Annotated in this window: 15 protein-coding genes and 1 tRNA gene; 7 read left to right on the forward strand and 9 right to left on the reverse strand. The window is 48.4% G+C overall.

The window, feature by feature from the left end; translation table 11 throughout:
* Positions 1–51: 51 nt before the first annotated feature.
* The 3 genes from rpoB to rpsT all read right to left on the reverse strand — a co-directional run bounded on the left by rpoB (position 52) and on the right by rpsT (position 4,743).
* Positions 52–3,342, reverse strand: a complete 3,291-nt coding sequence (gene rpoB, locus AC2JC8_RS02935) for a DNA-directed RNA polymerase subunit beta (RefSeq protein WP_484400432.1) — start codon at positions 3,340–3,342, stop codon at positions 52–54.
* 270 nt (positions 3,343–3,612) lie between these two features.
* The gene (locus AC2JC8_RS02940) at positions 3,613–4,419 is read right to left on the reverse strand and encodes a TatD family hydrolase (RefSeq protein ID WP_484400431.1); all 807 of its coding nucleotides are present in this window, start codon (positions 4,417–4,419) and stop codon (positions 3,613–3,615) included.
* 18 nt (positions 4,420–4,437) lie between these two features.
* Entirely contained in the window at positions 4,438–4,743 is a 306-nt protein-coding gene (gene rpsT / locus AC2JC8_RS02945) for a 30S ribosomal protein S20 (RefSeq protein WP_484400430.1), read from the reverse strand.
* Between the two features lie 112 nt (positions 4,744–4,855).
* On the opposite strand from rpsT, the gene hisD reads away from it, so the two are divergent.
* Positions 4,856–6,154 carry a histidinol dehydrogenase gene (hisD, locus tag AC2JC8_RS02950; RefSeq protein ID WP_484400428.1) on the forward strand — a complete coding sequence of 433 codons (1,299 nt, stop codon included), beginning with the start codon at positions 4,856–4,858 and terminating at the stop codon, positions 6,152–6,154.
* A gap of 1 nt (position 6,155) precedes the next feature.
* On the opposite strand, the gene rpiA is transcribed toward hisD, so the two are convergent.
* The 3 genes from rpiA to AC2JC8_RS02965 are packed head-to-tail and all read right to left on the reverse strand — an operon-like array spanning position 6,156 to position 8,769.
* The gene (gene rpiA, locus AC2JC8_RS02955) at positions 6,156–6,869 is read right to left on the reverse strand and encodes a ribose-5-phosphate isomerase RpiA (RefSeq protein WP_484400427.1); all 714 of its coding nucleotides are present in this window, start codon (positions 6,867–6,869) and stop codon (positions 6,156–6,158) included.
* A gap of 52 nt (positions 6,870–6,921) precedes the next feature.
* Entirely contained in the window at positions 6,922–8,004 is a 1,083-nt protein-coding gene (locus AC2JC8_RS02960) for a trypsin-like peptidase domain-containing protein (RefSeq protein ID WP_484400456.1), read from the reverse strand.
* A gap of 42 nt (positions 8,005–8,046) precedes the next feature.
* Positions 8,047–8,769, reverse strand: coding sequence for a metallophosphoesterase (locus tag AC2JC8_RS02965; protein WP_484400426.1), 723 nt, complete (start codon positions 8,767–8,769; stop codon positions 8,047–8,049).
* A 399-nt stretch (positions 8,770–9,168) separates the two neighbouring features.
* Between AC2JC8_RS02965 and AC2JC8_RS02970 the strand changes: the two genes are divergently transcribed.
* Genes AC2JC8_RS02970 through infB form a run of 4 tightly spaced genes read left to right on the forward strand, consistent with a single transcriptional unit; the run spans position 9,169 to position 14,713 of the window.
* Positions 9,169–9,642 (forward strand): LSm family protein, encoded by a 474-nt coding sequence (locus AC2JC8_RS02970; RefSeq protein ID WP_484400424.1) that lies wholly within the window; start codon positions 9,169–9,171, stop codon positions 9,640–9,642.
* A 41-nt stretch (positions 9,643–9,683) separates the two neighbouring features.
* Entirely contained in the window at positions 9,684–11,027 is a 1,344-nt protein-coding gene (nusA, locus tag AC2JC8_RS02975; protein ID WP_484400423.1) for a transcription termination factor NusA, read from the forward strand.
* Complete coding sequence (locus AC2JC8_RS02980; protein WP_484400422.1) at positions 11,024–11,335, forward strand: YlxR family protein; 312 nt, start codon at positions 11,024–11,026, stop codon at positions 11,333–11,335. The genes nusA and AC2JC8_RS02980 overlap by 4 nt, the downstream gene beginning before the upstream one ends.
* Positions 11,336–11,377: 42 nt before the next feature.
* The gene (infB, locus tag AC2JC8_RS02985) at positions 11,378–14,713 is read left to right on the forward strand and encodes a translation initiation factor IF-2 (protein ID WP_484594180.1); all 3,336 of its coding nucleotides are present in this window, start codon (positions 11,378–11,380) and stop codon (positions 14,711–14,713) included.
* Positions 14,714–15,051: 338 nt separating this feature from the next.
* On the opposite strand, the gene AC2JC8_RS02990 is transcribed toward infB, so the two are convergent.
* Entirely contained in the window at positions 15,052–15,306 is a 255-nt protein-coding gene (locus AC2JC8_RS02990; protein WP_484594181.1) for a DUF3493 domain-containing protein, read from the reverse strand.
* 56 nt (positions 15,307–15,362) lie between these two features.
* Here AC2JC8_RS02990 and AC2JC8_RS02995 point away from each other — a divergent pair.
* Positions 15,363–15,434: transfer RNA gene (locus AC2JC8_RS02995), tRNA-Thr, on the forward strand.
* A gap of 19 nt (positions 15,435–15,453) precedes the next feature.
* Positions 15,454–16,488: a Gfo/Idh/MocA family protein gene (locus AC2JC8_RS03000; RefSeq protein ID WP_484594182.1), complete on the forward strand. Its 1,035-nt coding sequence runs from the start codon at positions 15,454–15,456 to the stop codon at positions 16,486–16,488.
* A gap of 12 nt (positions 16,489–16,500) precedes the next feature.
* Here the strand turns inward: AC2JC8_RS03000 and AC2JC8_RS03005 are convergent, their stop codons facing one another.
* Positions 16,501–17,100 (reverse strand): AAA family ATPase, encoded by a 600-nt coding sequence (locus tag AC2JC8_RS03005; protein WP_484400418.1) that lies wholly within the window; start codon positions 17,098–17,100, stop codon positions 16,501–16,503.
* Between the two features lie 17 nt (positions 17,101–17,117).
* Positions 17,118–17,801 carry a DUF459 domain-containing protein gene (locus AC2JC8_RS03010; RefSeq protein ID WP_484594183.1) on the reverse strand — a complete coding sequence of 228 codons (684 nt, stop codon included), beginning with the start codon at positions 17,799–17,801 and terminating at the stop codon, positions 17,118–17,120.
* Between the last annotated feature and the right edge of the window lie 96 nt (positions 17,802–17,897).

The following is a 17,897-nucleotide window of genomic DNA, read 5'->3' on the forward strand; positions in this document are numbered from 1 at the left end:
CCGGTGGGCAAAAGGGGGCTTCAGGACAACTTTGATCAGGACGCTTAAGTATTAATCTTCGTCGTAATCAGCTACACCAAGGGACTCATAGGTGGGCCTACTGGGGGTACTGCGACGCGGGTTGACGTCTTGCATTAAATCAACTTCAGCACCTTCATCTGTGTATACAGCTATATCAAGGCCAAGAGATTGCAGTTCACGCATCAACACCTTGAAGGATTCAGGCGTACCGGGGCGAGGTATTGGCTTGCCTTTAACGATTGCATTAAGAGCCTCGTTACGACCCTGCATATCGTCTGATTTAACCGTAAGCAGTTCCTGGAGGGTGTACGCGGCGCCATAGGCCTCAAGGGCCCAAACCTCCATCTCCCCAAGGCGCTGGCCACCCTGCTGGGCCTTGCCCCCCAATGGTTGCTGGGTAACAAGAGAATATGGACCGGTGGAACGAGCGTGAATTTTATCATCTACTAAGTGAACGAGCTTAAGAATATAGGCTCTGCCAACTGTTACCGGTTGATCAAAAGGTTCGCCACTACGGCCATCAACTAACTGAATTTTACCTGGATTATCTGGGTTGTATACCCATTCTTTGCCAGGTTGTTTTCTAGCTTCTTCAAGATACATCTGTACAGTTTCTCTCGATTTTTCAGCCCCATGCATTTCATCAAATGGCACTATTTTAAATCGAGAGTGGAGGTTATCTGCAGCCCAACCCATCAAACACTCAAATACTTGGCCCACGTTCATCCGGCTGGGAACACCAAGGGGGTTTAATACTATATCTATGGGCGTTCCATCTGGTAAATAAGGCATATCTTCCAGGGGAAGAATACGACTGATAATTCCTTTATTGCCGTGGCGGCCAGCCATCTTATCACCAACTTGAATCTTACGACGTTGCGCCACATAAACTCTTACCACCATATTTGCGCCAGGGGGAAGTTCATCACCTTGTTCGCGAGTATATATACGTACATCAACTACTCTTCCACGTTCGGTATTAGGAACTCGTAGAGAATTATCTCTAACATCCCTAGCTTTTTCTCCAAAAATTGCCCTTAAGAGCTTTTCTTCAGGGGGTTGATCAGATTCTCCTTTGGGAGTTACCTTTCCAACGAGAATATCACCACTCTCTACGAATGCTCCAATTCGTATGATGCCCATTTCATCAAGACTACCAAGGCTGTCTTCTGCAACGTTGGGAATCTCTCTAGTTATCTCTTCAGGACCCAGCTTTGTTTGACGAGCTTCAATTTCGTACTTTTCAATATGAACGGATGTATATAAATCCTCGCGAACCAAACGCTGGCTAACAAGAATTGCATCCTCATAGTTGTAACCTTCCCATGGCATGTAAGCCACTAATACATTCTGACCTAAAGCAATTTCACCGCCCTCACAGGCGGAACCGTTAGCTAATACTTGGCCTGCTATCACACTATCACCTTGACCAACTATAGGTCGTTGATTAAGGCAGGTATCTTGATTAGAGCGCTGATATTTTTGAAGAATATGATAATGATCATTACCTTCATCATCGCGAACAATAATCTGAGTTGAATCTACAAAAACAACCTCTCCGTTCACGTTAGTGATAGGAACCATGCCTGAATCTCTAGCCACTTGAGTTTCAAGGCCGGTTCCCACAAGGGGTCTTTCTGGCCTGAGTAGTGGTACAGCTTGACGTTGCATGTTTGAGCCCATAAGCGCTCGGTTTGCATCATCGTGTTCAAGGAATGGGATCAACGATGTTGCAACTGAAATTACCTGAACTGGCGACAATTGCACATAATCAACTTGATTTGGTGGAACTGTTTCAAAATCTTGGCGATAACGAACCGGTACTAATTCGGCTGTAATAAGACCGTCTGAATTTGTTGCCACATCACCTGGGGCAACACGGCATTCATCTTCTAGATCAGCGGCGATATAGATAGGATCGCCGGATTTGATTACATGACCGTTTTCAACGCGCCAAAAAGGAGTTTCAATAAAACCATATTCGTTAACTCTGGCGTGAGTTGCTAGAGAACCGATTAAACCAGCATTAGGTCCTTCAGGTGTTTCGATTGGACAAATTCGACCGTAGTGAGATGGATGAATATCTCTCACAGCGAAGCCAGCGCGTTCTCTGGTAAGACCCCCTGGGCCAAGGGCGCTAATACGTCTTTTGTGAGTAAGTTCAGCCAATGGATTAGTTTGATCCATAAATTGGCTTAACTGGCTGGAGCCAAAGAATTCTTTTATTGCTGCTACTAGTGGTTTTGGATTAACCAATTGAGCCGGGGTGAGGGAATCTGTCTCACCGACGGTCATCCTTTCTTTAATGATGCGTTCAAGGCGGTTTAAACCAACCCGAACTTGGTTTTGTAGTAATTCGCCAACAGAGCGAACGCGGCGATTACCCAAATGGTCGATATCATCAAGGCTGGCACCACCCACATCAAGTTCAAGATTGATTAAGTAATCAATAGTTGAAAGTACATCCTCAGGGGTGAGTGTTCTCACCGCATCTGGAATAGCAAGACGGAGTTTCTTGTTGATTTTATAACGACCAACTTTGCCAAGATCGTAGCGCTTGGCATCAAAAAAGCGACTGTGCAAAAGCTGCTGACCACCACTTACAGACGGAGGCTCACCTGGGCGCAGTTTTTTGTAGAGCTCAAGTAGTGCTTGATCTTCAGAAGAAATACCCTCTTCATTGGCAGCTTCAATAGATTTGCGATAATATTCAGGATGACGTAATTTATCTAAAACATCATTATCAGATAAGCCTATTGCCCGCATCAAAACATGGGCATTAATTTTACGTGTTTTGTCTACACGAACATGTAACAAATCATTCTTATCTGTTTCGAATTTAAGCCAAGCGCCTCGATTAGGGATAAGGCTGGCATTATAGGTTTTACGTCCGTTTTTATCTTGATCGTCTTTGAAGTAAACACCTGGGCTGCGAACAATTTGATTAACAATTACACGCTCAGCACCATTTATGATGAAAGTGCCACGCTCTGTCATCAAAGGTAATTCGCCTATAAACACTTCCTGCTCTTTGATTTCACCAGTTTCTTTATTAACTAATCGACAAGTAACATACATTTGGGAGGCGAAAGTTGCATCTCTGCGTTTTGCCTCTTCCACATCATGGCGTGGGCGTTTTAGCCGGTACTCAGTACCAACAAAATGAAGCTCCAGTTTGCCGGTGTAATCGGTGATAGGCGAAAAGCTATCAAGCTCTTCAATCAAGCCTTTTTCTAAGAACCATTTAAAACTCCCACGCTGTACCTCCACTAAATCAGGAAGGTAAGTGGCAGTCTTGGCGACTTGAATCGCGCTGCTCATGCGTAAACCTGCAGGTCAGAAGGAGGGTTAATTAGCGGTTACCTCGGCGCCAAAGAGATCCAAAAATTGCGCATTGCCAAGACAACAGCCGCCCCTCGCAGAAACAAGGGGCGGCCATGTTCAACAATTGCTCAATGGATGGAGACCAGGGGAACCTTCGGCAACAAAGCCCGCGGAGTGAGAGGGCAGTTCAGCCCACTTCTGGGCCAATAGCTAATCATACCCAGAAGAGGGCGGATTCTGTCAAGGAACATGTCGGGAAAGCGAAACCTAAACAAAAGCCTGATAAGGCAAAGAAAAAAGCAGAGCTGCATTTGCGCTTGTTTGAATACAAACCTGTTCAAGGGTTTCCCCCCTCAGCTCCGCCACTCTTTCCGCCACATGGCGCACCATCGCTGGCTCATTGCGCTTCCCTCTGCGCGGCACTGGCGCCAAGAAGGGGCAATCTGTTTCCACTAAATAACGGTTGGCCGGCACTTGGCGGGCGCATTGATGAGTTTCGTGGGCTTTTGGGAAAGTAACCGTGCCACTAAAGCTGATGTGAAGGCCGAATTCCAGGAAAGCTTCCATCTCAGCTGGAGTGCCGCCCCAACAATGCATTACCCCGGTTAATTGATGGCCTTGAATGCGGCGATGCTGCAGAAGCTCAAGCATTGCAGCCGCTGCATCTCGGCAATGGATGATTACCGGCAGTTTCAATTCCTCAGCCAAGTTCAACTGTGCTGTAAGAATCTCCAGCTGCTCCAGCAAATTTGTGGCTCGAAAAAGATCAAGGCCTAATTCCCCAATAGCAACAACGCGTTTATCTGTTGTAGCTGCTTCCCTAAGAACATCAATACTATTTGGCCGCCAATGCTGAGGGTTGAGAGGGTGTACGCCCACTGAATAGCGCAGCTCAGGAAATTGATCGGCGAGGGCTTTTATTCCTGGAATTTCAGCGGGTTCAACGCATGCATGCAATAAAGCCTGCACACCTGCATTTCGCCAACGCTCGGCAACCAGTTCTAGGTCGTCGTCGAACTCACGAAAAACAATGTGGCAATGGCTATCTATTAACGGCAGCAAAACTTCGCCCATCCACTTAGGAAATTAAACCTAGGCTGTTGGAGCAAGTTCTGTAGTTGCCTTTTTAACTGCCGCACTAAGACGTGATTTCTGGTTAGCTCCTGTATTGCGATGCAGCACCCCAACTTTCACTGCTTTATCAATTTTGCTGAATGCAGCACTCAATGAATCCTGGACTATCACATTAGATTCAGCTCCCGGCTTGCTGCCATAGGCCTCACAGGCAGTAAAGCAACGCTTCATCAGAGTGCGTAAAGCAGACTTGTAGGTGCGATTTTGCACCCTATTGCGCTCTGCAATCTGAATACGCTTTTCAGCAGATTTGTTATTGGCCACTTGGTGTTACTGAGCAGAACATCAAACCAAAATCCTAGCTCCTTGCTGCCCCCCATCATTGCGAAACCCAAACAGCGGTAGCTTTAGGCAAAAGTGCGTAAAAAATCCAGCCATGTTGCTGAAGTTGCTGAGCGATCCAAAGGAAGCCGCAACGATGCTGGCCGCGATCGGCAACCGCACCAACAACCCGAAATCGCAAGAAGCACGCCACACCGTTGACACGATTATTGAACAGGTGCGCTTAGGAGGTGATCAAGCCCTAAAGCACTACACCGAAAAATTTGATGGCGCAAAGCTTGAGGAGCTAAGAGTTCCCCCCGAAGAAATACAGCGCGCTTGGCAACTCACAGCTGAACCACTACAGGAGGCTTTACAGCTCGCAAAAACAAGAATAAAAACGTTTCACGCCAAGCAATTACCTGCCGACATAATGCTTGAAGGGCCCCATGGCGAAAAACTTAAGCGGCGATGGCGGGCGGTGGAGCGGGCTGGTTTGTATGTGCCCGGCGGCAGAGCTTCATATCCCAGCACCGTATTAATGAATGCAATTCCAGCCGAAGTGGCCGGGGTTAAACATCGCGTGATGGTTACCCCACCAGGCCCTGATGGCCAAATTAATTCAACAGTACTAGCCGCGGCTCACCTAGCCGGCATTGATGAGATTTATCGCGTTGGTGGAGCTCAGGCAATTGCAGCGTTGGCTTGGGGCACCGAAAGTATTCCTCGGGTTGATGTGATCAGTGGCCCTGGCAATCTCTACGTAACCCTCGCCAAAAAAGCACTATTTGGCAGGGTTGGCATTGATTCTCTTGCCGGACCCAGCGAGGTTTTGATCATCGCCGACGACAGCGCTGATCCCATTTTGGTAGCAGCAGATCTTCTGGCTCAAGCGGAACACGACCCCCTAGCCGCCGCAATCCTGCTCACCACAAGCGAGCGTATTGCCCGCGCTGTACCTGTTGAAGTGGAAAAACAACTGCAAGATCACCCCAGGCGAGAACTCACCAGTGCTTCAATTCGTGATTGGGGCTTGGTGGTGCTCTGCCAAAGCATTGAAGAGGCAGCAAAACTTTCAGATAGCTTCGCCCCTGAACATTTAGAACTACAAGTTTGCGATCCAGATACCTTGGCGGAAAGGATTCAACAGGCCGGAGCGATCTTCCTTGGTAGTTACACCCCAGAAGCCGCTGGTGATTATCTCGCTGGCCCAAATCACACCCTCCCCACCTCTGGCACGGCGCGCTTTAGTGGAGCCCTCAGCGTTGAAACCTTTATGCGTCACACAAGCTTGATTGAATTTAATCACCAAGCTTTGCAAGCAACAGGTACTGCAATCATGGCCCTTGCGGCCAGCGAAGGTTTACATAGCCATCGTGAATCTGTACGACTAAGAATTGAACATAAAACTTGAATCATCGCTTCACAAGATCACGAACTTTTGGTTCACCATTAATTATTTCACCTACCAAAACCTGATGAGTTAAGTTAATAAATAAACCATTTTCTAATACTCCAGGCAAGTTGTTAATTGTTGACTCCAAGGCGGCAGAATCTTTGATACCGCCAATAAATTTCACATCAAGGACTAAGTTCCCCTGATCTGTAACAACTGGGCCAGCCTTTTTTACCGCCATTCGCAGCTGAGCCATGCCGCCTAAAGATTCCAATTGGCTTTGAACCTGCCGCCAAGCACCTGGTAGCACCTCTACCGGGAGAGGAAACTCAAGATTGAGAGTATCTACAAGTTTGCTGGAATCAACCACCACCACAAATCGTTTTGCCCTCACTGCCACAAGTTTTTCCTGTACATGACAAGCACCACCACCTTTAATCAACTGAAAAGCAGGATCTACTTCATCAGCCCCATCAATTGCCAAATCAATACGGTTAACAGCATTCAGAGCTTGCAGAGGAATTCCAAGTTCAGCTGCGAGCACCTCCCCTTGAAATGATGTGGTAACACCAACTAAATCTTTTAAGCGACCATCTTTCAAGCGTGCTCCCACCTCCTTGATCATCAAAGCTGCTGTAGAACCAGAACCCAACCCCAAGACCATGCCACTAACAACTTGATCAACGGCTGCCAGTGCTACGGCTTGCTTCATCTGATCTTGAAGATTTGGCATCACGAGGTTGCTGTGTTTCGCGAACCTAGCAATGGAACACAAATCCCCCTAACTATCCCTGGGAAGCCGATTCAGGTAACGGGGCGGGACGAATCGCTAATTTAAGGTTTTCGCTGCCGCGCAACACCTCCAAATCCAACGATTCACCTACTGTTGAACCTTCAACCACCGCTAGCAAATCAGCGGGGGCGTGCACAGGTTTACGGCCGGCAGAAATTACTAAATCACCTCGATGCAATCCCGCTTTTGCTGCTGGGCTTTGGGGCAAAACCTGTTGCACTAGGGCCCCATCTCGTTCGGGCAACTGCAGCAAAGCATTGGGATCAGCATTGTGATCCTTAGCTCTACGGGCGGTGAGGGGAACCAGTTGGAGACCCAGATAGGGATGCACCACTGGTGTGCCGGCAGCCAAGCTTTGGGCTACCCCCCGGGCCAAATTGATTGGAATTGCAAAACCCAAGCCAGCCCCAGGGCCAGCTCGCACAAGGGTATTTAAACCAATTACTTCGCCTTCTTCGTTTAGTAACGGACCACCTGAGTTACCAGGATTAATTGCAGCGTCAGTTTGGATTAATTCCAATCTCTTATCAGTAAAACCAAGGCTGGAAATATTGCGATGCAAGCTGCTCACAATGCCAAGAGTAACGGTGCTATCAAGGCCGTAAGGATTGCCAAGGGCGATAGCCCAATCGCCTGGCTCCAGTGCGTTGGAATCACCAAGAGGGGCCGCCTGCAAATCTTTGGTGCCCCCTGGAAGCCTCACAACTGCCAGGTCTGTAATTGGATCTGTACCCACCACATCGCCATCAAGTTGGCGGCCATCAGCCAGGGTTACTTGAACCCGATCAGCACCGTCTACCACGTGATTATTGGTTAAAACCAAGCCATTAATATTGATCACCACACCAGAACCTTGGCCATTTTCACGGTGGCTGTTAGGAAGATCGCCAAATAATTCGCGCAGTAAAGGATCTTCAAGACCAGGCTCAAAACCGCTATTGCGCACCTCCCTTTCAGTATCTATGCGAACCACCGCTGGAGCAGTTCTAGCAACCGCTTTGGCTACAAAACCATGCTCGGCATTGGCTGCTAGCGGCTTTGAAAAAGCGAGGATCAGCCCAAATAAAACTGTTATGCAAGCCCGCAGCAATCGTTTTCAGATCAGAACCATATGAGCCTAGTTAGGCCAGCGCAACAATGTTTCCTGCCAGGTGCCATCGGCTTCGAGCTCCACAAAACGAGCTCCACATTGATGCGGTAACCCCAAAGGGCAAATCTGGGTGGGCTTGAACTGTAAAAAACTTGAAGGGCAGCCCAGCAAAGTAGTTTTTGCGTGGGTATCACGCCGATGTTGATGTATGTGCCCCATCAACACAATTTTAGGTTTAGCAAAAGTTACAAGCCGATCTAGAAATAAAGATCCCTCCCGTTGCGCTTCAGGGGGATGATGCACCGCCACGAGCAAATCATCGTATTGATTATTTAAGACTTTTTTTGCCCAATGAAGCTGAGCTTTTGAGATCCAGCCATCCACCTCCCCAGGCCAATGGCTATCAAGAAGTAACAACTGCCAACCGCCAATAGGAATTAGAGCTGGCGCCACATGGGCTACTCGGCCAAGACAGGCTCTCAGCAGCTGGGGATGGTCGTGGTTACCTGCAAGTAAAGCGATTGGAATGCCAAGAGGAACCAATAAATTGCGTAAAAGCGCGTAACCGGCCCAGGATTCGTCTTGACATAGATCGCCCGTTAGCAACAGCAAGTTTGGTGGGCGTCCAATTTGTAAGAGAGCCCTTTCCAGGCCGTTTTTTAAAGCAACAAATGGCTGCACGCCCCGATACCAACCAAGGGGGTTTGCCAGCAGATGTGGATCACTTAGTTGGAGAATTGAAACGGCCATAACTAAACTGAATCGACTGCCAACTAACAATTTGGATAATTCAGTACAAGTCTGCCCTCTATGTGAGGCAACCATCAATCCCGCTTCGGGCAGCGCTAACGAAGTGCGGTTCAGTGCTGGTGCTTTGGGCAGCCGCGCCAAGCTGTGGGCGCGCGTATGCCAATACGCGCAAGAGCGCGGTGGTTGCATCAATTCAAATGCAGCTCTTCGCAGTGAGCCCCAACCAACTGATTTTTATGGCGAAGCACCTTCTATTGAGTTGCCCCCAAAGCCGGCGGAGTCTTAAGATTCACAAGTGCCCGGCGGGTAACCAGCAGCAGCAGCCTTAAGGCTGAAGCTTTTGGGCAATCGTAATTATCCTGCGATTGCGGGCCGGGAGGCCCTACGAGTTACTTGCCCTTGGCTCATTCATCACTACCACCACTGGAAAACCTGGCAACTTTAATTGCAAATCCAATGGGGTTTGAAATTAACAGCGTTGCATTGCATAGCCACCGCAATCCCCAAGCTTTGGTGATCGCTCTTGGCAGAACCAATGGCACCGATATAAGCCTTGAAGATTGTGCTTCGTTTAGTTGTGCATTTAGTGATGCACTTGAAGCGGAACCCCTACTTAGCGAGGCCTATGTTCTTGAAGTTACAAGCCCCGGAGTGGGGAATGTGCTTCTTGATGATCGAGATTTCCGCAGTTTTCGTGGCTTCCCGGTGAGCGTTTTGCACAGAGATAAAGCTGGCGTTGAAACTAGCCGTGAGGGCTCACTGCTAGGACGTGATGACGACGCAGTGGAGATCAACCTGCGGGGGCGGGTTGTGCGAATCCCCAGGCCAGAGGTTTTCGAAGTGCGCCTGGCTAACCCAAAGCTTGAATCCTGAACTCCCTACCGTTTTCTTTTTCCCTACAACCTGAATTTTTTATGGCACTTGTAATGCTGCCGGGCCTAACAACCCTCATCGAAGACATCAGCGAGGAAAAAAAATTACCGCCTAACGTGGTTGAAGCAGCTTTACGCGAAGCGCTTTTGAAGGGTTATGAGCGCTACCGGCGCACCCTTTACCTTGGAATTAGTGAAGATCCATTCGATGAAGAATATTTCAGTAATTTTGATGTTGGGCTAGATCTTGAAGAGGAGGGTTTTAGAGTGCTCGCCTCTAAAATAATCGTTGAAGAAGTTGAAAGTGAGGATCATCAGATCGCTCTAGAAGAAGTACAACAGGTTGCAGAAGATGCGCAACTGGGTGACACTGTGGTGCTAGATGTTACCCCGGAAAAAGATGAGTTTGGCCGTATGGCCGCCGCATCAACCAAGCAGGTGTTAGCCCAAAAATTGCGCGACCAGCAAAGGCGAATGATTCAAGAAGAATTTGCTGATTTAGAAGATCCAGTACTCACCGCACGAGTTATTCGTTTTGAACGGCAAAGTGTAATTATGGCCGTTAGTAGCGGCTTAGGCCGCCCGGAAGTTGAAGCTGAATTACCGCGCCGCGACCAACTTCCAAATGATAATTATAGGGCAAATGCTACTTTCAAAGTTTTTCTTAAAGAGGTATCAGAAATTGCAAGGCGTGGCCCTCAGATGTTTGTAAGTCGATCAAATGCAGGCTTAGTTGTGTATTTATTTGAGAACGAAGTACCCGAGATCCAGGAGGGTTCAGTGCGAATAGTTGCTGTAGCTCGCGAGGCAAATCCCCCTTCAAGGGCCGTTGGACCACGCACAAAAGTGGCGGTAGACAGTGTTGAGCGGGAGGTTGACCCCGTGGGGGCCTGCATTGGCGCTCGTGGTTCAAGAATCCAGCAAGTTGTTAATGAACTGCGTGGAGAAAAAATAGATGTAATTCGCTGGTCTGCAGATCCAGGTCAATATCTTGCTAATTCCTTAAGCCCCGCCAGGGTGGAAATGGTGCGTCTAGTAGACCCTGAGGGGCAACATGCCCACGTACTCGTACCACCCGATCAATTGAGCTTGGCCATCGGCCGTGAAGGGCAAAATGTACGTCTTGCAGCTCGCTTAACCGGCTGGAAAATCGATATTAAAAACTCCGCTGAATATGACCAAGGTACGGAAGATGAAAAAGTTGCTGAACTAATAGTGTTGCGACAAGAAGATGAGAGACAACAGGCGGAAGCAGAGGCCAGATTAGAAGCCGAGCAAGCAACTCGGGCCGAAGAGGATGCACGTCTCCGCGAACTTTATCCAATTGAGGAGGATTTCCAAGAAGAAACTATTTCAGAAAGTGAATCAACTTTTGAGGCTCGGTGAGCCCGATGACCACTATGCGTCGATGCGTTTCTTGCCGTAACTTGGTAGATCGTCAGAAACTTTGGCGAGTGGTGCGGTTAGGAGGGGGCGAAGGTATTCAGCTTGATCAGGGAATGGGTCGTTCGGCCTATCTCTGCCCAACGCAGCAATGCCTAGAAGAAGCCCGCAAGCGGCGCAAACTACAGCGGGCCCTACGGGTAAACGTTGAAGACGCCATCTATAGCGCCCTCGCCTCAAGGCTTGGGCCGGAGGGAATCAGCCTCAAAGGCATCCCTTCAGGCAATATGAATACCGTCCCGTCACTGTGACGGGCACGGAGGCACAAAGTGCCCCGTCCAATGGAGACCTGCATGACGAGCGGCGGCAAAGTCCGGATCTATGAGCTATCGCGAGACCTAGGTCTCGAAAACCGAGATGTGCTCGATGCTGCGGAGAAACTGTCGATTGCGGCGAAAAGCCACAGCAGCTCCATCAGCGACAGCGAAGCGGCCAAAATCCGCTCACTTCTTGGTGGCAGTGGCGTAAACGGAGGTGGCGCCGGGAATGGGGACAGGAACCAACCCCCATCACCCAGCAAAAGCGCAGAGGCACCAGCCAGCAAAATTCTGACCCTCAAAAAAGCTTCAGTTGCTGCACCAACAACCCCTGCAATTGCTACCCCGGTTGCGCCAGCCGTAGTTAACAAGCCGGCAGTAATTGCACCGCCTGCTCCGCCAGCAAGACCAACCCCTGCCCAAAGCCCAGCAGCAGCTAAGCCAGCGGTTGTAAAACCAGTTGCTGCCAAGCCAGTTGCGGCTAAGCCAGCAGCAGCCAAGCCGGTGGTTATAAAACCAGTGGTTGTTAAGCCACCCACACCAAAAGCCTCAACTCCAAAACCGGTTAACGCAAAACCGCTGGTGACGGTAAAACCTGTTGTACCAGTGCGGCCAGTGCGGCCAGTGCTGCCAGTGCGGCCGGTGTCAATTGTTAGTGCTCCGCCAAAGCCAGTTACTGCGCCAAAGCCGGTAACGACAGCGAAGCCAGTTACTCCAGCGAAGCAAATTACGAGCATCAAGCCACCGGCCCCAAAACCGGTTGTTGTCGCCAAACCAGCGAGGCCCGTAACCCCTCCTTTAAGAGGCGGTGATCAAAATCGCCCGGCCGTGCCAATGCGCACAGCAACTCCACAAAGGCCGGTTCCGCAACGGCCCCCTGCACCGCAAAGGCCAGGATCTCCGGTTGTAAGAGCTGGGGGCCCTCCACAGCCGAAACGAGCCGAACCAGACGGCAGGCCGCCAGCTTCCTCCCTGGAATTGGTGGGCAAGCCAATGCGACGGGATCCAGCTGCTCCACCAACCAGGCCAGGGCCAGGAGCCATGCGCAAACCAGTTGCACCTGGTGAGTTAATGCAGCTCCAGAAACCTGGAGCGCCAAGGGGTCCAGCACCAGAAGGCCCCAGGCGAGTGGTGCCTAGTCGCCCTGGCAGTGAAGCCCCACGCAAGCCAGGTGAAGGGCCCACACGCCCTGGAGCCCCTACAGCTCCCAATGCACCTAAACGGCCTGGATTCCGTCCAGCTGCAGCCCCTGGTACAGCTGCAGGCAAAGCGCGGCGTCCAGATTGGGACGACAGCGCCAAATTGGAGGCGTTACGCAGTCGTACGCCGCAAAAGCAACGTCAAAAAGTTCACATCATCGGTGAAAATGACGATTCCCTAACGGCCGAAACCAGCGGATTTGCAGGCGAACAGGAAGCATTTGTACTGCAAGCGAGCCTGGCAAGACCAAGCAAACCGAGGGTTTCACCCGCAACTGGCGGAGCTAAGCCTGTCGCTTTGCGTCGACGCAAAAAAGAAACCACCCGTCAAAGACAACGGCGGCGTGCAATGGAACTGCGCGCTGCACGGGACGCGAAACAAATAAGACCCGAAATGCTGGTGATCCCAGAAGGGAATCTCACTGTGCAAGAACTCGCAGACATGCTCAGTGTTGAAAGTTCTGAAATTATTAAATCCCTATTCTTTAAAGGAATTATTGCAACCGTTACCCAAACCCTTGATCTCTCATCAATTGAGACGGTATCGCAGGAATTTGGCGTTCCCGTGCTGCAAGACGACGTTGAAGAAGCTGCTAAGAAAACCGTTGAGATGATCGAGGAGAGCGACTTCGAGCATCTAATTCGTAGGCCACCAGTAGTAACTGTTATGGGTCATGTAGACCATGGCAAAACGAGTTTGCTTGATGCGATACGCAAAACTCGCGTAGCTGCAGGTGAAGCCGGTGGCATTACTCAACACATCGGTGCATATCAAGTTGAGGTACAACATGGTGATGAGCACCGCACAGTTACCTTCCTAGATACGCCTGGTCACCAAGCATTTACAGCAATGCGGGCGCGTGGAACGAAAGTAACAGATGTAGCTGTACTTGTTGTGGCTGCAGACGACGGGGTAAGGCCTCAAACCCTTGAAGCAATCAGCCATGCCCGCGCCGCTGAAGTACCCATTGTTGTTGCTATTAATAAAATAGATAAAGAAGGAGCTCAACTTGATCGAGTTAAACAAGAGCTAACAGATCAAAACTTGCTGCCAGAAGATTGGGGTGGTGACACCGTAATGGTGCCTGTAAGTGCTCTGAAAGGCACTGGTATCGATTCCCTATTGGAAATGATACTTTTGGTAACTGAGGTAGAAGATCTAAAAGCCAATCCAAATCGAATGGCTAAGGGCACTGTTATTGAGGCACACCTCGATAAAGCAAAAGGTCCGGTGGCGACATTGTTAATTCAAAACGGAACATTGCATCCCTCCGATGTTTTGGCTGCAGGCCCCGTGTTGGGCAAAGTTAAAGCGATGGTGGACGACACCGGTAAGCGGGTTAAACAGGCCGGGCCATCTTCTGCCGTTGAAGTGCTGGGCTTTAGTGAAGTGCCAGCAGCGGGTGACGAGTTTGAGGTGTACGTCGATGAGAAAGCAGCTCGCGCAGTTGTTGGTGATCGCGCCAGCGAGGCACGGGCAACACGACTAGCGCAGCAGATGGCCTCCCGTCGTGTATCACTTACGTCGATGTCTGGGCAGGCAAGTGAAGGGGAACTAAAAGAATTAAACCTAATTCTTAAGGCAGATGTTCAAGGTAGCGTTGAGGCAATTCTTGGCATGCTTGAACAACTACCTCAAGGAGAAGTTCAAGTTCGAGTTTTACTTTCTGCTCCTGGAGAAATAACCGAAACCGACGTAGATTTAGCTTATGCATCAGGAGCTGTAATAATAGGTTTCAACACCTCACTTGCATCCGGCGCGAAACGTGCCGCAGAAGCAGCGGGTGTAGATGTACGCGATTACGATGTTATTTACAAACTATTAGAAGACATTCAGTTGGCAATGGAAGGCCTGCTGGAGCCCGAGTTGGTTGAGCAATCCCTCGGAGAAGCTGAAGTGCGTGCAGTATTTAGTATTGGCAAGAGTGCGGTGGCTGGTTGTTATGTAACAAGTGGCAGCTTGCAACGCAATTGTAAATTCCGGCTCTTCCGCGGCAAACAACAAATATATGCAGGCGATCTTGATTCATTGAAACGTGTTAAAAACGATGTTAAAGAAGTAAATACAGGCTTTGAATGCGGTATTGGTTGTGATCGTTTTGCTGATTGGCAAGATGGTGATCGCCTTGTTGCGTACAAGATGGTTACTCAACGCCGCACACTAAGTAGCTAATGGTTGGCTGGCTGCCGCTGCTTAGCCTCGGCCTGCTACCCATTGAATTGTTATTGCTGCAGTTGATTTTTGCTGGCGGCACATCTGGCCCTGCACCACAGGTAGAAATACTTTTGCTATGGAGCCTTGCAGTTTTACTACCCCAACTGCAAGGAAATATGAACCTACCCATAGGTTTATTCAAACCACTAATTGCTATAAGCCAGCTGCCTGTCTTGTTTTGGCTAGATCAACGGGCAGGAGCATTTAGCGAACTAATCCTGTGGCATGGGCAAAGCCGTTTTACATGCTTGTTCTGGGCACTTATTTTACTTCTAACGATGCAGTGGCAATTGAGATCAGTGCTGGGGTTGGCGATTGCGATCAAGCCAAATCAAAGCGACACTGATCAGCAAAGCAGCGGATTGGATGCCAAGGTCGCTGAAGGGAACAGCAACGCCGGAGGCACTGCGCATTGCCATGGTGGCAGCGCCAACAGCGGCGGAAGCGAAAAGAGTGAACCACAAAGCCCTGCGTAGGCTGCGCCAAGGTGTACGCGCTTCCTTAAGCAAGCGTTCGCGTAAAACTGGATCAAGCTGAGAAGGCTTAGACATTAGGCACTCTCGCTGCAGGTTGATTTACTTATCCATAATGCTAATTTAATCCGGCTGCCGGTGTAGCTCAGGGGTAGAGCAACTGATTCGTAATCAGTAGGTCGTCGGTTCAATTCCGATCACCGGCTTCATAAAACAAAAATCTAAATGAAATCAACAAAATTACTTCGTGTTGGATTAGCGGGGTTAGGCCGCTTTGGCAGTATGCACGCAAATATATTTCATACACTGCCAAACGTTGAACTCTTTGCAATCGCAGAGCCCCGGGAAGAACAATTGGCATTAATAGGAACTAAATACAACGTAAAACGTCAATACAAAAGTGCTGAGGAATTAATTAATGATGATGAAATAGATGCAATCGCAATAGTTACACCTGATGATCAGCATCATCAGCAGTGCCTAGCGGCCGTTGCTACAGGCAAGCCAGTATTCATAGAGAAGCCACTTGCTGCTAACTTTGTAGAAGCAAATAAATTAAGGCAGGCAGCTGAGAGCAGCGGGTCAATTCTACAGGTTGGCTTCATCTTACGCTATGAATTAAATCATAGATTAATCAAGCAGCAAATTAATCAAAAAGAATTTGGAGAATTAATATCAATTCGAACGAAACGGAATCTTAGCAGCTCATGGTTTGCTGCGATTGCCGATCGGGTACACACTATTTATGAATCATCTATTCATGATCTCGACTTACTACTTTGGCTAACTCATAGTAAGCCAATATGCGTAACAGCGCACGAACGACGCCTTGGCGATCACTTATCACCAGAGGCCTGCATTGCTTTAATCAAATTTGAAAATAACTGTATTGGAATCACAGAAACCAGCTGGTTTGTACCAAAAGGTGCTCCAACCAATGTTTCCACAAGTACTTGGCATGGCTGCATTGACTCTGAATTAATTATTGTAGGATCTAATAAAAGCATTCAGCTACGTTCACTTGATAGCGCGTTACAAGTGTGGAACAAGGAAGGAATCAATTCGCCAGATGGCAATCTATGGCCAGAAATAGATGAAAAAATACAAGGAGCTTTGAGGGAAGAGTTAATTGATTTCAGCAACTGCGCTTCCGCAAAAAGCAAATCAAAGATTGCTAATCTTGATCAAGCAATAAACGGATTGCAATTAGCCGATGCAATTGTGGAGTCGGCAAGCAAAGGGACCACTATAATGATTTAGGAGCAAAAATTATCAAAAGGAAAAAGATTCAATCGCTGCCTGAATTTGATGCAGCCTTTGTGTCTGATCACCAATTAACTCAATTAATCTTAAATTTCCAAGCGCTGCCGAAAGATTATATAAATTTTCTCTATATATCTTTTTAAAAATTAAATCAACAGAATCTCGATACTCAACATTTAGGGGGCGGATACCATCCTCCTCAATTAATACAGGCCATTCCATCGAGCTTGGCACAAATGCCAAAATATCAAGATGATCCAAAGACTCCCTAACCGCATCTACCATACTCAAAACAAAATCAGAATCAATATCTGTTCTACCCGTTTCAGCAGTATACTGAGAATACGCTAGATAATCAATCGGGCAACGATCAAAGATAACATTATCAGTGATATGTGAATATCTGTGCACTCTACTAATGCTATAAAATAATTGCAGTCCATTATGTAGTTTAGTTGATCTATCCATAAATTCAATCTCATAAGGTCCATCTAACGAAAGAACTCGATAGGGCTCTTCCTCCACGAGATAACGCGGGTGAGCTTCACTCCAATCCTTTACCACAGTGGATTTACCAAGAGAATGGGAGCCAGAAATTGCAATGCGCATAATTTTCTAATAATTTTCTAATTAAGCCTGCATGAACCCTCGGGCGGCAGCCCGGCCCATAACAATAGCTCCGGCCAGCAGCTCACCTGCTCAAATATCCATTGATGGCCAGCACTATTGCTATGGATTCCATCACTACAGAGTGAATCAACCCATGTATGCGGTACAGATTTAGTTTCAGCAGAAATGCCATTCCACAAATTCAAAAAAGGCACACCTGATCCAAGGCAAGCCTCTTCAAGGAGATTATTGTAGAAATTAATATCCTGATTTAGATACCAAAGACATTGGGCAAAAGGCATTTGCGCTTCATTAACAGGTGTTAGCCCAATTACGAAAACTTGGGCTAATTTCTTGGCGTTCGCAAGTAACTGCTCCATACCAAAAAGAAAAGCATCTGAATCTAATTGCGGCCTACCATCTCTTCTACCTATGCGGGCAGCATCATTAAGGCCTACTCCAATAATTAGGCCTTCAGGGCTCTGGCGTCGCAATTCACCACGCGCCTTAAATTCAGATTGAAACCTTGCAGTGATGCGCTCAAGCCCATCCCCCCTTACTCCAAGGTTATACAAAACCGGAGCATTTTCTCTTGGCATCCAATGACGACGCAATCTTTCAACCCAGCCACCACCATCACTATCTCCCCAACCAAAGATGCCACTATCGCCAAAAGCAATCAGTTTTGTAGGAATTTCCATCTATTAGCAAACGAGTTCAACCATTAAAAAGCCCCCGCGTCAGCGGGGGCGATTTCTATTCCTCTAATTAAGCGATTTGCTTAGTTAGTGATCAAC

It is taken from the genome of Synechococcus sp., from assembly GCF_982614295.1.